Source organism: Methylophaga sp. UBA2496 (assembly GCF_002341635.1).
Taxonomy (GTDB): Bacteria; Pseudomonadota; Gammaproteobacteria; order Nitrosococcales; family Methylophagaceae; genus Methylophaga.
The window spans coordinates 45993-62869 of the sequence record NZ_DDOK01000001.1 but is presented as its reverse complement, the minus strand read 5'-3'; the positions used below and the strand labels follow the sequence as shown (position 1 = coordinate 62869).

18 protein-coding genes are annotated in these 16877 nt (G+C 44.9%); 16 read left to right on the top strand and 2 right to left on the bottom strand.

The genetic code is table 11. From position 1 onward, the window contains the following. Positions 1 to 76: 76 nt before the first annotated feature. Positions 77 to 637 carry a Slp family lipoprotein gene (locus B2W60_RS00315; RefSeq protein ID WP_292361446.1) on the bottom strand — a complete coding sequence of 187 codons (561 nt, stop codon included), beginning with the start codon at positions 635 to 637 and terminating at the stop codon, positions 77 to 79. A 254-nt stretch (positions 638 to 891) separates the two neighbouring features. Between B2W60_RS00315 and rho the strand changes: the two genes are divergently transcribed. The 9 genes from rho (at position 892) to B2W60_RS00270 (ending at position 9429) form a co-directional block, all read left to right on the top strand. Next, positions 892 to 2151, top strand: coding sequence for a transcription termination factor Rho (gene rho, locus B2W60_RS00310; protein ID WP_292361445.1), 1260 nt, complete (start codon positions 892 to 894; stop codon positions 2149 to 2151). Positions 2152 to 2201: 50 nt separating this feature from the next. Further along, positions 2202 to 3119, top strand: a complete 918-nt coding sequence (gene miaA / locus B2W60_RS00305) for a tRNA (adenosine(37)-N6)-dimethylallyltransferase MiaA (RefSeq protein WP_292361444.1) — start codon at positions 2202 to 2204, stop codon at positions 3117 to 3119. A 73-nt stretch (positions 3120 to 3192) separates the two neighbouring features. Further along, positions 3193 to 3417 carry an RNA chaperone Hfq gene (gene hfq / locus B2W60_RS00300; protein ID WP_069296001.1) on the top strand — a complete coding sequence of 75 codons (225 nt, stop codon included), beginning with the start codon at positions 3193 to 3195 and terminating at the stop codon, positions 3415 to 3417. 13 nt (positions 3418 to 3430) lie between these two features. Then, positions 3431 to 4576, top strand: a complete 1146-nt coding sequence (gene hflX, locus B2W60_RS00295; protein ID WP_292361443.1) for a ribosome rescue GTPase HflX — start codon at positions 3431 to 3433, stop codon at positions 4574 to 4576. A 94-nt stretch (positions 4577 to 4670) separates the two neighbouring features. After that, the gene (hflK, locus tag B2W60_RS00290) at positions 4671 to 5876 is read left to right on the top strand and encodes an FtsH protease activity modulator HflK (RefSeq protein WP_292361442.1); all 1206 of its coding nucleotides are present in this window, start codon (positions 4671 to 4673) and stop codon (positions 5874 to 5876) included. A 2-nt stretch (positions 5877 to 5878) separates the two neighbouring features. Next, positions 5879 to 6748 (top strand): protease modulator HflC, encoded by an 870-nt coding sequence (gene hflC, locus B2W60_RS00285; RefSeq protein ID WP_292361441.1) that lies wholly within the window; start codon positions 5879 to 5881, stop codon positions 6746 to 6748. Further along, entirely contained in the window at positions 6748 to 6945 is a 198-nt protein-coding gene (locus B2W60_RS00280; protein ID WP_292361440.1) for a DUF2065 domain-containing protein, read from the top strand. The genes hflC and B2W60_RS00280 overlap by 1 nt, the downstream gene beginning before the upstream one ends. A 5-nt stretch (positions 6946 to 6950) precedes the next feature. After that, entirely contained in the window at positions 6951 to 8141 is a 1191-nt protein-coding gene (locus B2W60_RS00275; protein ID WP_292361439.1) for an ATP phosphoribosyltransferase regulatory subunit, read from the top strand. Further along, the gene (locus tag B2W60_RS00270; protein ID WP_292361438.1) at positions 8134 to 9429 is read left to right on the top strand and encodes an adenylosuccinate synthase; all 1296 of its coding nucleotides are present in this window, start codon (positions 8134 to 8136) and stop codon (positions 9427 to 9429) included. Before B2W60_RS00275 ends, B2W60_RS00270 begins: the two co-directional genes overlap by 8 nt. A 61-nt stretch (positions 9430 to 9490) precedes the next feature. Here the strand turns inward: B2W60_RS00270 and B2W60_RS00265 are convergent, their stop codons facing one another. Continuing rightward, positions 9491 to 10354, bottom strand: coding sequence for an NAD(P)-dependent oxidoreductase (locus B2W60_RS00265; RefSeq protein WP_292361437.1), 864 nt, complete (start codon positions 10352 to 10354; stop codon positions 9491 to 9493). A 104-nt stretch (positions 10355 to 10458) separates the two neighbouring features. Here B2W60_RS00265 and glyA point away from each other — a divergent pair, with 104 nt between their 5' ends. The 7 genes from glyA to rnhB all read left to right on the top strand — a co-directional run bounded on the left by glyA (position 10459) and on the right by rnhB (position 16849). Continuing rightward, on the top strand, positions 10459 to 11712 hold the full coding sequence (gene glyA, locus B2W60_RS00260) for a serine hydroxymethyltransferase (RefSeq protein WP_292361436.1): 1254 nt from the start codon (positions 10459 to 10461) through the stop codon (positions 11710 to 11712). 14 nt (positions 11713 to 11726) lie between these two features. Next, positions 11727 to 12200, top strand: a complete 474-nt coding sequence (gene nrdR, locus B2W60_RS00255) for a transcriptional regulator NrdR (protein WP_292361435.1) — start codon at positions 11727 to 11729, stop codon at positions 12198 to 12200. An 87-nt stretch (positions 12201 to 12287) separates the two neighbouring features. Further along, positions 12288 to 13385: a bifunctional diaminohydroxyphosphoribosylaminopyrimidine deaminase/5-amino-6-(5-phosphoribosylamino)uracil reductase RibD gene (gene ribD / locus B2W60_RS00250; protein WP_292361434.1), complete on the top strand. Its 1098-nt coding sequence runs from the start codon at positions 12288 to 12290 to the stop codon at positions 13383 to 13385. A gap of 3 nt (positions 13386 to 13388) precedes the next feature. After that, positions 13389 to 14030, top strand: a complete 642-nt coding sequence (locus tag B2W60_RS00245) for a riboflavin synthase (protein WP_292361433.1) — start codon at positions 13389 to 13391, stop codon at positions 14028 to 14030. Further along, positions 14030 to 15136 carry a bifunctional 3,4-dihydroxy-2-butanone-4-phosphate synthase/GTP cyclohydrolase II gene (ribBA, locus tag B2W60_RS00240; protein ID WP_292361432.1) on the top strand — a complete coding sequence of 369 codons (1107 nt, stop codon included), beginning with the start codon at positions 14030 to 14032 and terminating at the stop codon, positions 15134 to 15136. Before B2W60_RS00245 ends, ribBA begins: the two co-directional genes overlap by 1 nt. Before the next feature lie 10 nt (positions 15137 to 15146). Beyond that, a complete protein-coding gene (lpxB, locus tag B2W60_RS00235) occupies positions 15147 to 16280 on the top strand; it encodes a lipid-A-disaccharide synthase (RefSeq protein WP_292361431.1) in 1134 nt (377 codons plus the stop codon). Then, a complete protein-coding gene (gene rnhB, locus B2W60_RS00230) occupies positions 16277 to 16849 on the top strand; it encodes a ribonuclease HII (protein ID WP_292361430.1) in 573 nt (190 codons plus the stop codon). The genes lpxB and rnhB overlap by 4 nt, the downstream gene beginning before the upstream one ends. Positions 16850 to 16877: the final 28 nt, after the last annotated feature.

Genomic DNA, 16877 nt, shown 5'->3' with positions numbered 1-16877 from the left:
CAGTGGTCGGTTTTTGCTCCTGCAAAACCGATATACACTATATCCTTATAAATAACAAAAAAGCTCCTGAACCTTACTAATAGTAATACCGGTAACCAAATCGAGGGTGGTACCAGTATCTATTATAATAACCGTGGTAAGGATAAAAACCATTAAAGTAAAAAGGGTCATAAAATGGGTCACGCTGAACAGATTGGTAGCGTTGCCATTTATACAATGATGAAACTTTGATGATGGGCATGCTTAACTCTTTTTTATCTACTTGCCTTGTCGCCTCGCCGTCAACTTTTCCAGAGAAAGTCAGCAAAGTGCCTTCTTTGTATACAACAGGATCAATGAAGTCCGAAGTCCTGGCCAGAAAGCGGCCTTCACTCGCTTGATTTGTAATCGGTTTGCCGTAATGATTAAGTGGATATTGAACCATTTGAATAATTGAAAATTCGTGATTATTTTCAACACTGACAACTTCGCCTCCCCAGCGAACTTCCTGGTTTGAAAAGTTTTCGATTGTTCCTTGTATTTCATTAAGCTGAATATCATTGGTTGGAGCAGTACTAATCTGTTTTGGGATATTGCTGCAACCTGACAATAAAGCTAGCAAAAAACTTGTCACAACGATGGCAGACATTTTTTTCATTTGCGACTCTCTTTGTAATGGTTTACTTTGTACCTACTTAGAACAAAACAGCTGTACTATAAGTTTCACAAACAATCCATCTTATCTGTACATTCTATGAACTGGGATATTTTTCCCAAAAATGCTGGACGGTTTATAATATTACTGATATTCTTTCTGGCAATTTTCCGGTTTAACCTCCCACAACTCCATAAAATCGCGTTCTCCGCGCGCATTCAAGGCAATTCTGATATAAAAACCCATTTAGGTAATACATGAATCTGACAGAACTAAAAAAGCAGTCTGCTGCTGAATTAATGGAACTAGCGTTATCCATGAATCTAGAGGGCCTGGCCCGCAATCGTAAACAAGAACTTATTTTCGCATTGGTCAAAGCGCATGCCAAACAAGGTGATGATGTTTATACCACCGGAGTTTTAGAATTATTACCTGATGGTTTTGGATTTTTACGTTCTCCTGAAGACTCCTATGTTGCCGGCCCAGATGATATTTATGTTTCACCAAGTCAGATTCGTCGGTTTCATTTACGAACTGGGGATACGATAAAAGGAAAAATCCGTCCTCCTAAAGATAGTGAACGTTATTTTGCCTTGGTAAAAGTTGATGAAATCAACTATGAAAAACCTGAGAATTCACGAAATAAAGTCCCATTTGAAAATTTGACGCCACTATTCGCCAATGAACGTTTTAATCTTGAGCGTGGTAATGGCAGTACGGAAGATTTAACTGCTCGTATAATTGACTTAGCCTCGCCGATTGGTAAAGGCCAGCGCGGATTGGTTGTTGCACCACCAAAGTCTGGTAAAACTATGATTTTGCAATCAATAGCACAGTCAATTGCCAGCAATTATCCTGACAGTACATTGATCGTCTTGTTAATTGATGAACGTCCGGAAGAAGTAACTGAAATGCAACGCTCGGTTAAAGGTGAAGTTGTTTCAAGTACCTTTGATGAGCCCGCAACGCGCCATGTACAAGTTGCTGAAATGGTTATCGAAAAAGCGAAACGTCTGGTTGAGCATAAACACGATGTGGTTATTCTGCTGGACTCCATCACCCGTCTGGCTCGGGCATACAACACAGTATCTCCTTCTTCAGGTAAGGTTTTAACAGGTGGTGTAGATGCAAATGCCTTGCAACGTCCAAAACGTTTCTTCGGTGCGGCGAGAAATATTGAAGAGGGTGGCAGTCTGACCATTATTGCCACCGCTTTGATCGAAACTGGGTCGAGAATGGACGAGGTAATTTTCGAAGAGTTTAAAGGTACGGGTAATATGGAAGTATTGCTTGAACGTAAATTAGCTGATCGTCGTATTTATCCTGCTATTAACGTAACCCGCTCAGGTACTCGGCGAGAAGAATTACTGACCAATGAAGAAGATTTACAGAAATTGTGGATCCTTCGGAAAATTCTGGCACCAATGGAACCGATCGAAGCGATGGAATTCCTGATGGATCGCCTCAAATCTACTAAAACGAATGTTGAGTTTTTTGACTCAATGAAACAAGGTTAAAGATAAGTTTGTCGAAAGACTTGGTTGTTTTACCCCCGGCAATTTTTTTGATGGGTCCAACGGCCGCCGGTAAAACCGATATGGCAATATTTCTGGCTCAGAATCTGCCAGTTGAAATAATAAGTGTCGATTCTGCGCTTATATATAAGAATATGGATATTGGCACGGCCAAGCCTGATGCAGCGTTGCTAAAGCAATTTCCACATCATTTAGTTGATATTATCGATCCGAAACAGGCTTATTCAGCTGGTCGGTTTCGTCAAGATGCATTAGCTTTAATGGCGGATATTACAAAGCGTGGCAATATTCCGTTACTTGTTGGAGGTACCATGCTGTATTTCAAAACATTGCAGTATGGTATTGCCGAATTACCTGAAGCCGACTTAGCAGTCAGGACCAGGCTGGAGCAGGAATCCAAACAATTTGGTCTGTCGCACTTGCACCAACGTTTAAATGATGTTGATCCTGTTTCTGCTGCACGCATTCATGTTAATGATCCACAAAGATTATTACGGGCTTTGGAAGTGTATGAGATTTCCGGGAAATCGCTTACTGAATTGACAAAACAATCAGATTTTTTGCTGCCGTATCAAGTCATAAAAATTATTCTGTCACCATTTGATAGAAAAATTCTTCACCAACGTATAGCAAAACGTTACAAAATGATGATTCAGACAGGATTTATTGAAGAAGTTAAAAAGCTTCGGGCGCGAGGTGATTTGCATGCTGCACTTCCATCGATTCGCGCAGTTGGATACAGACAAGCCTGGTCTTTTCTGAATGGTGATTATGATGAAGCTACTTTTATCGATAAAGCGATAATCGCGACAAGACAAATGGCGAAACGCCAATTAACTTGGTTACGAGCTCAAAATGATGGTGTCTGGTTTGATAGTGGTAAAGATTTGCCAAAGGAACCGGTATTGGATTTTCTTCGCCGCACCCTGTCAGAATCCGATAATGCTTGACGATTCTGTGCAGCCTTTTAGAATGCCTATTAAACTTTGATGTTCAACAATAATAACAATGATGGAGTCGACAATGGCTAAAGCCCAATCCTTGCAGGATCCTTTTTTGAATGCATTACGTCGAGAAAATGTTCCAGTTTCGATTTATTTGGTAAACGGTATCAAATTACAGGGTCAAATTGACTCCTTTGACCAATTTGTCATCCTATTGAAAAACTCGGTCAATCAAATGGTGTACAAACACGCTATTTCAACGATTGTGCCTGCCAGAAATGTTCAGATAACCCAAGAAGAATAAGGGAGTTTATTGATTGTTTGACCGGCCTGATAGCAATGCAGCTTTTGAAGAAAACGCCGAACAAGAATCGGTTGTTTTGGTTCACCTTGATTTTAATGACCGTGGTTTTGATGAAACCCAACAGGAATTTCTAGAACTGGTTAATTCAACTGGCGCTAACATATCAGCGGTGGTGCATGGCAAACGCCAGCGTCCCGATTCAAAATATTTTGCCGGAACCGGTAAAGTAGAAGAAATAGCCGAATTAGTTGCTGCCAATGATGCTGCTGTTGTCATTTTTAATCATGAACTTTCACCCAGCCAGGAACGTAATCTGGAACAGCGTTTAAAATGTCGTGTGTTAGGCCGAACGGGTCTGATACTCGATATTTTTGCCCGAAGAGCTCGTTCACATGAAGGCAAGCTTCAGGTTGAATTAGCGCAATTACAGCATCTTTCTACACGATTAGTACGCGGCTGGACTCACTTAGAAAGACAAAAAGGTGGTATCGGTTTGCGCGGACCAGGTGAAACGCAGCTTGAAACTGATAGACGCTTGCTGGGTCAACGCATTAAATCACTGAAAAAGCGACTTGAAAAAGTTCGTTCGCAACGAGATCAGGGTAGGCGTTCAAGACAACGTGCGGGCGTACCGGTTGTCTCTCTGGTTGGGTATACCAATGTCGGTAAATCAACACTTTTTAACAGAATGACGGCATCAGATGTCTATGCAGATAACAGATTGTTCGCAACACTGGATCCTACATTGCGTCGACTGAGATTAGCAGATACCGAACCCCTGATATTAGCCGATACCGTTGGATTTATCCGCCAGTTGCCACATGATTTGGTTGAGTCTTTCAGCTCTACACTGGAAGAAACGCGGGATGCATCTCTCTTATTGCATGTAGTCGATGCAGCGGCTGTGGACAGAGATGAGCTAATGAAACATGTTGATGATGTGCTGCAGCAAATTGGTGCTGATGAACTCCCTCAACTTATTATTTACAATAAAATTGACCGCTTGGAAAATGTTCAGCCAAAACTTGAAAGAGACCAGCAGGGAAAAATTTGTCGTATCTGGCTGTCAGCCCATACTGGTGAAGGCTTGGATCTTCTAAGACTGGCACTACAAGAATATTTTCCTGAGCAACTCTCAGCGATTGAATCAGTCAATTAAAGCGGACTTTTGGTTGCTATCGGCACCCATGTCCGTAAAATAGATTCATTCGGTTCCCATATTGAAAATCTTAAATTAAATTTTGGAGCGGTACATGGCTTGGAACGAACCCGGCAGTGGTGATAAAGACCCATGGGGTAAGCGTGGTGGTGGAAATGATGGCCCCCCTGATCTAGATGAAGTAGTCAAAAATCTGCAGCGAAAATTTGCTGGAATGTTCGGCGGAAATAGTGGTGGTAACAGTAATAACCAACCACCAGAAGGAGGCAGTAAATCAGGATCAATTGGCGCGGGATTAATCGCTGCCGTTATTTTGCTGGTGTGGTTGCTCTCCGGTATTTATATCGTTGAACCTGCAGAACGAGGTGTTGTGCTGCGTTTTGGTCAGTATAGTCACACCTCGATGCCTGGCCCTCACTGGCATTTCCCATATCCTATTGATCGTGTTGAAGTGGTTGATGTCGCAAAAATACGATCTGTTGAGATCGGTTATCGGTCTGCGGGTGGCAGACCTGAAAGCAATGTTTTGTCTGAGTCGCTGATGTTGACGAATGATGAAAATATTGTGGATTTAAAAATTGCCGGACAATATCGCATCAATGATGCAGCTCAATATTTGTTTAACGTTCGTACTCCTGACACTATTCTTCGTCAAATGATGGAAAGTGCTGTACGTGAAGTTGTTGGGCAATCGACCATGGACTTTGTTTTAACAGAAGGCCGGAGTGAGGTGGCAACAAGAACTGAACAACGTCTGCAGGCTATGTTGGATGCACATGCTACCGGCTTAACCGTGACCAGTGTCAGTATGCAAGATGTTCAGCCACCGGAGCAGGTCCAGGATGCATTTGCTGACGTGGTTAAAGCACGTGAAGATGAAGTTCGGGCAAAAAATGAAGCTGAAGCCTATTCAAACGATATTATTCCACGTGCCCGTGGTCAGGCTTTCCGTGTGATTCAGGAAGCCGAAGCTTATAAAAGCCAGGTGGTTGCCAAAGCAAATGGTGAAGCCAGTCGTTTTGTACAAGTAATGACTGAATATGAAAAAGCACCTTTAATTACTCAAGAGCGCCTCTATATCGATGCGATGGAATCGGTTTACAGTCGTAGTCAAAAAGTGATGGTTGACGTGGATAGCGGCGGCAACAATGTTCTTTACCTGCCACTTGATAGAATGCGTGGCAGTGGTAATGCACCCCGTGTGGATTTAAATAATTTAAATTATCCAACTACCAACAACCCCCAATCGACATCGAACTCATCAGCTCAAGATGGTTCACGTAGCCGGGGAGGACGTTAATCATGAGTTCTAAATTTACTGCAATTGTATTTATTGTCGTACTGGCACTGATCACGTTAAGTTCTGCTATCTTTTTTGTCGATGAACGTGAACGCGTTATTTTATTGAGGTTAGGTCAAATTGAGCGTTCAGATTTTGAGCCTGGTCTTCATTTCAAGATTCCATTTGTAAATGAAGTGCGTCGTTTCGATGGACGAATACTGAGTCTAGACGCCACCCCGGCAAGGTACCTTACTGGTGAAAAGAAGAATGTTATCGTTGATTCGTTTGTACTTTGGCGGGTTGCTGATGTAGCCGATTACTTCACCTCCATGGGAGGCGATGAAGAAAGTGCCAAACTTCGCATATCACAAATTATAAAAGATGGATTACGTGCAGAGTTTGGCCGTCGTACCATTCAGGAAGTGGTTTCCGGTGAACGTTCAGTTATGGTCAGTGGCCTGATGGACGAAGCGAACCGTATTGCGAATGAGTTTGGTATTGAAGTCGTCAATGTTCGCATCAAACGTATTGATTTACCTACTGAAGTCAGCTCGTCGGTATATACCCGTATGGAAGCTGAACGTGAGCGTGTTGCCAAAGATTTACGCTCGCGTGGTGCTGAAGAAGCTGAAAAAATCCGTTCTGATGCTGACAGACAGCGAACTGTTATTTTGGCAGAAGCCAATCGACAGTCGGAAATGCTTCGAGGTGAAGGCGATGCTACCGCTACCCAAATATATGCTGATGCCTATGGTCAGAATGAGTCTTTCTACTCTTTCTATCGCAGATTAGGTGCTTATCGGCATATTTTCCAAGGAGATGATTTGCTGGTAATTGAGCCAAAAGGTGATTTTTTCAGCAGTTTCAGTGACTTGAATACACTGGACTAGTGAGTGACTCACTGATTCATAGCCTATGGCTCGCCACAGCATTAATGCTGATTATTGAAGGGGTTTTGCCTTTTGTGAATCCCACAGCATTAAGGCGAGCCTTGCTGCAGGTTGCTACCATGACTGATCAGCAATTACGTATAACGGGATTGCTCAGTATGGTGGCAGGCTTGCTGATTTTATATTGGGTAAATTAATTTACATGACATTAAAAGAGAGTTGGTTGCTCCCTGAGGGCATCGATGAATTAATGCCGGAAGAGGCTTCCCAGCTGGAGAGAATGCATCGGCTGCTGGTTGATCGTATGCAAAGCTGGGGGTATCAACTAGTTGTTCCGCCATTAGTCGAATATCTGGATTCCTTATTAACAGGAACAGCAAAAACACTTGATCTGCAAACCTTTAAGTTGATTGATCAGTTATCAGGTCGCCTGCTTGGTATCCGTGCTGATATGACACCTCAGGTGGCCCGGATTGCAGCACATCGCTTACGGGATAATTCGAATGTCTTACGACTCTGTTATATCGGTAGTGTGCTGCATACCTTACCGGCAGGTCAGGCGAGTTCTCGCAATCCAATTCAGCTAGGGGCAGAAATTTACGGCCATGCCGGGCCGGAAAGTGACATTGAAAGTATCCAGTTGATGATTGAATTACTGAAAATCAGTGGGGTTTCCGGATCTATCTCGCTGGATATTGGCCATGTTGGTATCTATCGCGGATTAGCAGATTTTGCTGAACTTGATGATGCTCAGGAGCAAGCGCTTTTTTCTGCGATGCAGCGCAAGGCTTTGCCTGAAATCGAAAGGTTAATAACCCATTATGCTATTGCGGAACCAGCTGGAAAAATGCTGACAGCATTGTCTGAACTTAATGGTAATTCCAGTGTGCTTGATGACGCAAAACGGATATTACAAGATGCTCCTGAGGCGGTGATAACAGCACTTGATACTCTGGTAGTAGTCGCTGAAATGGCAAAGCAGCGATTACCTGGAATCCAATTAAATTTCGATCTGGCAGAGCTACGGGGTTATCACTATCACACCGGAGTGGTGTTTGCGGCTTATCAACCGAATTCAGCCCAAGCCATTGCTCTTGGTGGCAGATACGATGATATCGGGCAGGATTTTGGTCATGCTCAACCAGCCACTGGTTTCAGCCTGGATTTGAAAAAACTGGTGACAAGTTTTCCTAAGCCAACTGAAAAGCGACAGGTCATTACGGCCAACTGGTCAGCAGATCCCTTACAGCTTGAGATGATCGCAAGCTTACGTGAGAAGGGTAATATTGTCGTATTTGCTTTGCCTGGTAGCACTGTGCAAACCGAAAAAACATTGATTCAACAAGATGGCCGCTGGCAAGTGGTCGAGACAGGAAATAACACGCGTGGCTAAAAATATTGTAGTAATAGGTTCCCAATGGGGTGATGAAGGTAAAGGCAAGGTTGTTGATTTGTTGACTGACAGCGTTTCCGCTGTGGTGCGCTTTCAAGGCGGACATAATGCTGGCCATACGCTGGTTATTGAAGGCAAAAAAACCATTTTGCACCTGATTCCTTCAGGCATTTTGCGTGAACATGTTCAATGCCTTATCGGCAATGGTGTAGTGTTGTCTCCGGAAGCATTAATCAAAGAAATGAACGAGCTGGAAGCCAATGGTATTCCAGTGCGGCAACGATTGAAAATCAGTGCAGCCTGCCCGTTGATTTTGCCTTACCACGTCGCATTGGATGTCGCCAGAGAATCCCGCCGCGGTAAAGATGCGATCGGCACAACTGGTCGTGGTATCGGCCCAGCCTATGAAGATAAAGTTGCCCGTCGGGGCTTACGCCTTGGTGATCTGGTTAATGAACAGAAATTTGTGGAAAAACTTCGCGAAGTCGTCAGCTTCCACAATTTCGCCTTAATTAATTATTATCAGGCTGCGCCGGTCAGCTTTGAAAAGGTGCGTGATGAAACCCTGGCAATGCGTGATGTACTGTTGCCAATGATTGCTGATATTCCGGCGATGCTGCAGCAATATTATCTCAATGGTGACAGGGTCATGTTTGAAGGTGCTCAGGGAGCATTGCTGGATATTGATCACGGTACCTATCCTTATGTGACCTCTTCCAATACAACTGCCGGTGGGAGTGCTACGGGTGCTGGTGTGGGGCCATGTCATATTGACTATGTACTCGGTATTACCAAAGCGTACGCAACACGAGTTGGTGCAGGTCCATTCCCTTCAGAACTCAGTTGCGGTATCGGTAAACACCTTTCTGAAAAGGGGCATGAAAAAGGCTCCACTACCGGTCGTGACCGTCGTTGTGGCTGGCTGGATATGGTGGCATTGAATCGGGCGAGCTGGATTAACAGCATAACGGGTTTATGTTTAACCAAACTGGATGTTTTGGATGGTCTGGAAACGATTCGCTTGTGTGTCGGTTATCAACGTAAAGGCGAAGAAGTCACTATTCTGCCGTTAAGTGCTGATGAGTTTGACGGCTGTGAACCCGTTTATATCGATATGCCAGGCTGGCAGGACTCAACCTTGGGTATTACTGAGTTTGATGCCTTGCCGGAAAATGCACGTAACTACATTAATAAGATTCAGGAGCTTGCCGGAGTGCCGATTGATATTATTTCAACTGGTCCTGATCGCTGTGAGACGATTATTCGCCGTGATTTGTTTAGTATTTAACGAAAAAATCTTAAAGATATAGTAAAACGCCCTCAGATAGAGGGCGTTTTTGTTTATGGGGTTATTTTCTGTCAGGTGAAATTGCGGCGTATATTGCGGAGTAGTCAGTATTGCCCAACCCCATTGCCATGGTTTTATCCAGTAATCGAGCGATACCTTCCAAAGCGGTTGTATCGAGTCGTAGCTGTTCGCCAACTTCCAGAAATAAATGGGTATCTTTTGCTAAGTGTTTGGTGGGGAAATTGGGATCACTGAAATTACGATTGCACATACGCTCCAGTTTTTTATCAAACGTAGGCGCATAGAGAGCACTTTCCCGCAAAATCTGCATAAATTGTTCTGTATCAATCTGATGCTCTTCAATCAATGCCAGACTCAATGAAAAACTTGCAGTGAGGCCAGCAATTAATTGATTGAGCGCTAATTTGACAGCGGCTCCCTGACCTGTTTCACCGATATAACGAGGTGTTTCCCCGATCATTTTCAATAAAGGCAGAGCCTGTCGATAATTTTGTTCCGGGCCCGCTGCCATGAGGATCAGCTTGCCATTGCGAGCTTCCGGAAGGCTTCCCAGCACAGGGCATTCGAGATAGCGCGCGCCGACGCTGTTTAACTGAGCTTCAATGTGCTGAGATTGCTGCGGAGCAATGGTACCCATTTGGATAAACAGCTTATCAATAAAGCTGCTGGGTTCGACACTATCTAAAACAGTAGCAATGGCATCAGCATCGGTAAGCAGCAAGATGACTATCTGACTTTGCTGAACGGTTTCGCTGGCTGTCCGGAAAACATTGGCTCCCTGAGTGCTTAGCGTCGTGATTTTATCAATACTGCGGTTATAAATGCTCAACTCACATTTCTGGTTGAGAAGGTGTTCTGCCAGAGCACTGCCCATCAGACCGCCTCCAAGAATACCTATTTTCATGATGACTCCTGTTTTGTGTAACTAAATATTCTATTCTTACATAGATGCTGCGTGCGTTGTGGGATACAATATGCGGGCATTTACAGCCGCTACAGGGGAAAACTGTGTACAAAAAAAACATGAGCATCGCTGATTTTGATGACGAGTTGTTTCAGGCAATTTCTGCTGAAGAGCAACGTCAGGAAGATCATATTGAATTGATCGCTTCTGAGAACTATACCAGCCCACGGGTGATGGAAGCTCAGGGCTCATTGTTAACCAACAAATATGCAGAAGGTTATCCTGGCAAACGCTATTATGGTGGTTGTGAACATGTTGATACAGCCGAAGATCTCGCCATAGAACGAGCTAAAGCATTATTCGGTGCCGATTATGCCAACGTTCAACCGCATTCAGGTTCACAAGCTAATGCTGCTGTTTATCTGGCCTTGTTACAGCCCGGCGATACAATCCTGGGTATGAGCTTGGCGCATGGTGGGCATCTGACACATGGTGCCAAAGTCAGTGCGTCAGGAAAAATCTATAATTCTGTAGCGTATGGCATTAGCAGTGATTCCGGTGAAATTGATTTCAGTGAAGTTGAGAGACTGGCAAAAGAACATCAGCCAAAAATGATTGTCGCTGGTTTTTCAGCTTACTCACGGATTATCGATTGGCAAAAATTCCGTGATATCGCGGATTCAGTAGGTGCATATTTGTTAGTTGATATGGCGCACGTTGCTGGTCTGGTCGCTGCCGGACTGTATCCAAATCCAGTACAGATTGCTGATGTGACAACCACAACGACTCATAAAACCTTAAGAGGTCCGCGTGGAGGTCTGATACTGGCCAAATCGAATCCTGAAATTGAGAAAAAACTTAATTCAGCAGTCTTTCCTGGTTTCCAGGGTGGCCCGTTGATGCATGTGATCGCAGCCAAAGCCGTTGCGTTCAAAGAAGCCATGTTGCCCGAGTTTAAAACCTATCAGCAGCAAGTTGTTAAAAATGCTCAAGCCATGGCCAAAGTCTTTATGGCTCGCAGTTATGATGTGGTTTCCAAAGGTACAGATGATCATTTATTTCTGGTCAGCTTTATTGAAGCAGGCCTGACTGGTAAAGAAGTCGATGCATGGTTAGGGAATGCCCATATTACAGTCAATAAAAACGCTGTTCCCAACGATCCGCAATCACCTTTTGTCACTTCCGGTATTCGCGTTGGAACACCTGCTGTGACTACACGTGGTTTCAGTGAACAGGATTGCACGGACCTCGCGGGCTGGATGTGCGATGTGATTGAAAGTCATGGTGACGAGAAAGTGATAGCGGCTGTTCGCGACAAAGTAACCACTATCTGCAAACGTTTGCCGGTTTATTCATAAGTTTGTGCTGACTGATGCGCTGCCCGTTTTGCGGAGCTGAAGACTCAAAAGTCGTCGACTCGCGTCTCTCTTCTGAGGGAGATGCGATTCGACGTCGTCGCATGTGTCAGGAATGTAATGAACGTTTTACCACTTACGAAACGGCAGAGCTCAGTCTGCCACGGTTGATCAAGCGTGATGCCACACGGGAAGCGTTTGATGAAAATAAATTACGTGCTGGCATTATGCGAGCACTGGAAAAACGCCCGGTCAGTATTGATGCTATTGATAATGCGGTAAAAGCCATCACCCGGCGTTTATGGGCAACCGGCGAAAGAGAAGTGCAGAGTCGTCTGGTGGGGGACTGGGTAATGGATGCGTTACGCGAGCTCGATGAAGTCGCCTATGTTCGGTTTGCGTCTGTATATCGAAGTTTTCAGGATGTAAATGCATTTCGGGAAGAAATCGAACGCATGGAAAATCGTGCTTTATCTGATAAAGACAGCTGAATCTTACTGTCAGCCTCAGTTTATGCAAACGCATCATTCGAATGCGATTACAATCATTGCTAACGAAAATCTGTGGAGGCAACCCCAATGAGCCAACACGAACAATTTATGGCACAGGCAATACAACTGGCCTGGAAAGGTTTATACACCGCAGATCCCAATCCGCGGGTAGGTTGTGTCCTTGTCAAAAATGATCAGGTGATCGGTCAGGGTTGGCATCATCGCGCCGGGGAAGCGCATGCAGAAATCAATGCTTTACACGATGCAGGACATAATGCAGAAGGCGCTGATTGTTATGTGACTCTGGAACCCTGCAGCCATTTTGGCCGTACACCGCCTTGTGCCGATGCACTGATTCGAGCCGGAATAAAACGTTTATTTGTGGCGATGACCGATCCCAATCCTGTGGTTTCTGGAACCGGTATTCAACGGCTTGAACAGGCCGGAATAGAAGTTCATCAAGGAATACTGACCACCCAGGCTGAACAGTTAAATCCGGGCTTTATTCAGCGTATGCGCCTCGGCAGACCCTATGTGCGAAGTAAAATGGCGATGAGCCTTGATGGTCGCACGGCAATGGCGTCAGGGGAAAGCAAATGGATAACCGGTCCGGAAGCGCGTGCTGATGTACAAAAACTCAGGGCTCGCAGCTCAGCTATTCTAACTGGTGTAGGTACCATTATTGCGGATGACCCTATGCTGAATGTACGGCATGTTGGCGACTGGTATCCAAAGGGTGAAACGATACGTCAACCGTTAAAAGTCATCGTTGATAGTGAACTGCGTATGCCGAAGACGGCGCAGATCCTAAATGATGAAAAAATATTGCTGTTTACTGCCTGTGATCGAATGGTGCGTGAGGATATTGAAACCATCGTTTTGCCGGCACCCAATAATCAGGTCGACTTAACGGGCATGTTATCGGTATTGGCTAAGCGTGAAATTAATGAAGTCATGGTAGAAGCCGGTGCAGTTTTGAATGGCGCATTGTTACGCTCACAATTAATTGATGAAATGATATTTTATGTGGCTCCTAAACTTATGGGTGATGCCGCCAGAGCGGTATTTCACCTGCCAGGTATGGAGCGCATGGCACAAAATATTCAACTGAAGATCACCGATATTCGTGCCGTTGGCAACGACTGGCGAATTACCGCTAAACCACACTATAACGAGGCTTTTTAACGCATGTTTACAGGTATTATTGCAGCTGTCGGTCAGCTCAAATCTCTGCAATCAGTCGGGGGCGATATACGTTTGCATATTGACACTGCGAAGTTGGATCTCAATGACGTCAAGCTGGGTGATAGCATCGCGGTAAATGGTGTGTGTTTGACTGTGGTGGAAATGGCAGCTAAAAGCTTGCAGTTTGATGTGTCTCAGGAAACATTACAGCGAACAAGTCTGGGACAATTAAAAACCGGTAGTGAAGCCAATCTTGAGAAAGCCCTTGCCGTTGGGGATCGATTAGGTGGTCATATGGTTAGCGGCCATGTTGATGGTTTGGGTGAAGTCATCAGTAAAACGGCTTCGGCCCGTTCCTGGCAATACAAGATAAAAGTTCCTGCGGAACTGGAACGGTACATTGCAGAAAAAGGCTCGATTACTATTGACGGTGTCAGCCTGACAGTGAACGGCGTGTTTGAAGGCGGGTTTGATATCAATATCATTCCGCATACCCTTGAAGAAACCATCATTAAACATTACCAAACAGGTACCAAGGTTAACCTGGAAGTGGATTTGATTGCCCGTTATCTGGAGCGTTTACTGCCGCAGGCAGACTCAACTATCAGCCGGGATTTTCTCACTCAACATGGTTATATCCGTTAATGCAAATCAATAGTACGCAAGAAATCATCGATGACCTGAAACAAGGCAAAATGGTCATCATTATGGATGACGAAGATCGGGAGAATGAAGGTGACTTAGTCATGGCGGCCGATATGGTTACTGCGGAAGCCGTTAACTTTATGGCTAAATTCGGTCGTGGACTGATTTGTCTGACGTTAACGGAAGATCGTTGTCGTCAGTTACGTTTACCTTTAATGGTGACTGATAATCAAACGCCTTATGCCACCAACTTTACCGTTTCGATTGAAGCCGCTGAAGGTGTGACCACTGGTATTTCTGCAGCTGATCGAGCTTTGACCATCAAGAAAGCGGTGGCAGCAAGAGCAAAACCAGAAGATCTGGTACAACCCGGGCATATTTTTCCGTTAAAGGCGCAACCGGGTGGCGTGTTAACCCGTGCCGGACATACTGAGGCAGGTTGTGATTTGGCGTACTTGGCTGGCTGCACACCAGCGGCCGTTATTGTAGAAATACTGAATGATGATGGCAGCATGGCACGGCGTCCGGATCTGGAAAAATTTGCTGAAATGCATCAGTTAAAAATCGGTACCATTGCAGATTTGATCAGCTACCGTCTGCAAAATGAAATGACCATCAAGGCCATGTCAACCTGTGAGTTTCCAACTGAATATGGTGATTTTACCTTGCACAGTTATCAGGATGATGTGAACGGCCAAACCCATCTTGCGTTGGTTTACGGGGATATAGATGCTGAGCAGGAAACGCTGGTCAGGGTGCATATGGCTGACCCCTTGGGCGATTTACTGGCTTCTAAACGTGAACCCACGCATTGGCCTTTACCGGATGTAATGCGACGTATTCAACAGGCGGGTAAAGGCGTTTTAGTGGTATTGCGTCAACCCGAACAGAACAAACAATTGGCAGCAAAAATTGCCCGTTACCAGCAGCAGGATCAAGGTATAGCAGCGCCGTTCAAAGCCAGCTGGGATTTAAGAACATTTGGCGTTGGAGCACAAATTTTAGCGGATCTGGGTGTGCGTAAAATGCGAGTGATTGGTACGCCAACTAAATTGACCGGTGTATCCGGTTTTGGTCTCGAGTTAACCGGTTATTTAGAAGACTGAGTCAGGCGCAGTGAGTAATCATATCCATATTGTTGCTGGTGAGGCATCGGGTGAAGCACATGCTGCCCGTCTTGTCAGTGCATTAAAACAACAACAGCCCGCTATTTATATCACCGGTATTGGTGGTGAGAAAATGCGTGCTGCTGGTGCTGATATTAATATCGATTTTGCCGAATTAGCAGTGATGGGCCTGGTAGAAGTCATAAAACGCTACCCAAGAATCAAAGGTATTTTTAATAAGGTTGTGGCTGAATTACGCCGTCAGCCACCGGATTTACTCATTCTGGTGGATTATCCCGGCTTTAATCTGAAACTGGCGAAACAAGCTAAAAAGCTTGGGATTAAAGTGCTGTATTACATCAGTCCAAAAATATGGGCATGGCGAGCGGGGCGTATTGAACAAATCAAACGTGATGTGGATCATATGGCTGTGTTATTTCCATTTGAACAGGAAATATACCAAACAGCAGGAGTTGCAGTGACCTGTGTCGGCCACCCATTAGTCGATGCTGTTCATACTGAACTATCTCAAAATGCTGCGCGTGAAAAGTTTGCTTTGGATAATGATATTCGGGTTATTGGTTTATTTCCCGGCAGTCGTCGCAGTGAAATTTCAGTGTTACTGCCTGTAATGCTTGAAGCAGCCGAACGAATACAGCAACGGCATTTTCCAGTTAGTGTTGTTATCCCCCAAGCTCCCGGGATTGATGAAACCTATCTTCATCAGTATCTGGCAGGTTCACGATTACATATCAGTATTATTAAAGACGATTTTTACGACGTTATTAAAGCGTGCGATGCTATTGTTGCGGCATCGGGGACTGTTACGCTTGAAATTGCGTTGCTGGGTGTTCCGCATTTTATTATCTATAAGGTTTCGCCTTGGAGTTATCGTATCTTAAAACGGCTGGTAAAAATCCCCTATGTGGGGTTGTGCAATATTGTGACAAAACAACCGGTTATCAAGGAGTTGTTGCAAGATGATGTCACTTCTGTCCGGCTTGAACAGCAATTAATGGATTTACTGACGCATCCTCAACGCTTGAAAAATGCCGAACAAATTCGTCAGCAGGTGCGAGAAGCACTGGGACCATCCGGTGGTGCAGACAATGCAGCTAAACTTGTGCTTAGTTTGCTTTCATGACGACGATAGTCTTAATTGCCGGTATTGATGAAGTAGGGCGAGGCCCTCTAGCGGGGCCAGTTGTTACAGCTGCCGTAGTACTGGATCCGAATAAACCGATTGCAGGCCTGACAGATTCTAAAAAACTCAGTGAAAAACGCCGGGAACAGTTGGTGCCGATCATTGAAGAATACGCTTATGCCTGGGCGCTGGGACGGGCAGAAGTCGAAGAAATTGATCAGTTAAATATTCTGCAAGCCAGTTTACTGGCCATGCAACGTGCGGTGGCAGCTTTGCCATTTGAGCTGGAACATGCGTTGGTCGATGGCAATCATGCGCCGCAGTTGCCATGTCCTGTTACCACAATCATCAAAGGGGATTTGACGGAACCTGCAATAGCAGCAGCTTCCATATTGGCTAAGGTGGCCAGGGATCGTGAAATGCTGATTTTGGATCAGCTTTATCCCGGCTATGGTCTGGCCAAAAATAAAGGTTATCCGACGGCACAGCATCAACAGGCGTTACTCGATTTAGGTCCTTCGCCAATTCATCGTCATTCATTTGCACCAGTCCGCCGAGCAGTGAGATAAATTGATACAAATTCCGGTTATCGCCTGC

What these genes read in the sequence shown, in the direction of transcription:
- B2W60_RS00275 (WP_292361439.1), top strand. Translation starts at nt 6,951, where the DNA reads ATGACATTAAAAGAGAGTTGGTTGCTCCCTGAGGGCATCGATGAATTA.
- hflC (WP_292361441.1), top strand. Translation starts at nt 5,879, where the DNA reads ATGAGTTCTAAATTTACTGCAATTGTATTTATTGTCGTACTGGCACTG.
- ribD (WP_292361434.1), top strand. Translation starts at nt 12,288, where the DNA reads ATGAGCCAACACGAACAATTTATGGCACAGGCAATACAACTGGCCTGG.
- nrdR (WP_292361435.1), top strand. Translation starts at nt 11,727, where the DNA reads ATGCGCTGCCCGTTTTGCGGAGCTGAAGACTCAAAAGTCGTCGACTCG.
- hfq (WP_069296001.1), top strand. Translation starts at nt 3,193, where the DNA reads ATGGCTAAAGCCCAATCCTTGCAGGATCCTTTTTTGAATGCATTACGT.
- hflK (WP_292361442.1), top strand. Translation starts at nt 4,671, where the DNA reads ATGGCTTGGAACGAACCCGGCAGTGGTGATAAAGACCCATGGGGTAAG.
- ribBA (WP_292361432.1), top strand. Translation starts at nt 14,030, where the DNA reads ATGCAAATCAATAGTACGCAAGAAATCATCGATGACCTGAAACAAGGC.
- B2W60_RS00245 (WP_292361433.1), top strand. Translation starts at nt 13,389, where the DNA reads ATGTTTACAGGTATTATTGCAGCTGTCGGTCAGCTCAAATCTCTGCAA.
- B2W60_RS00315 (WP_292361446.1), bottom strand. Translation starts at nt 637, where the DNA reads ATGAAAAAAATGTCTGCCATCGTTGTGACAAGTTTTTTGCTAGCTTTA.
- rho (WP_292361445.1), top strand. Translation starts at nt 892, where the DNA reads ATGAATCTGACAGAACTAAAAAAGCAGTCTGCTGCTGAATTAATGGAA.
- miaA (WP_292361444.1), top strand. Translation starts at nt 2,202, where the DNA reads ATGGGTCCAACGGCCGCCGGTAAAACCGATATGGCAATATTTCTGGCT.
- B2W60_RS00265 (WP_292361437.1), bottom strand. Translation starts at nt 10,354, where the DNA reads ATGAAAATAGGTATTCTTGGAGGCGGTCTGATGGGCAGTGCTCTGGCA.
- rnhB (WP_292361430.1), top strand. Translation starts at nt 16,277, where the DNA reads ATGACGACGATAGTCTTAATTGCCGGTATTGATGAAGTAGGGCGAGGC.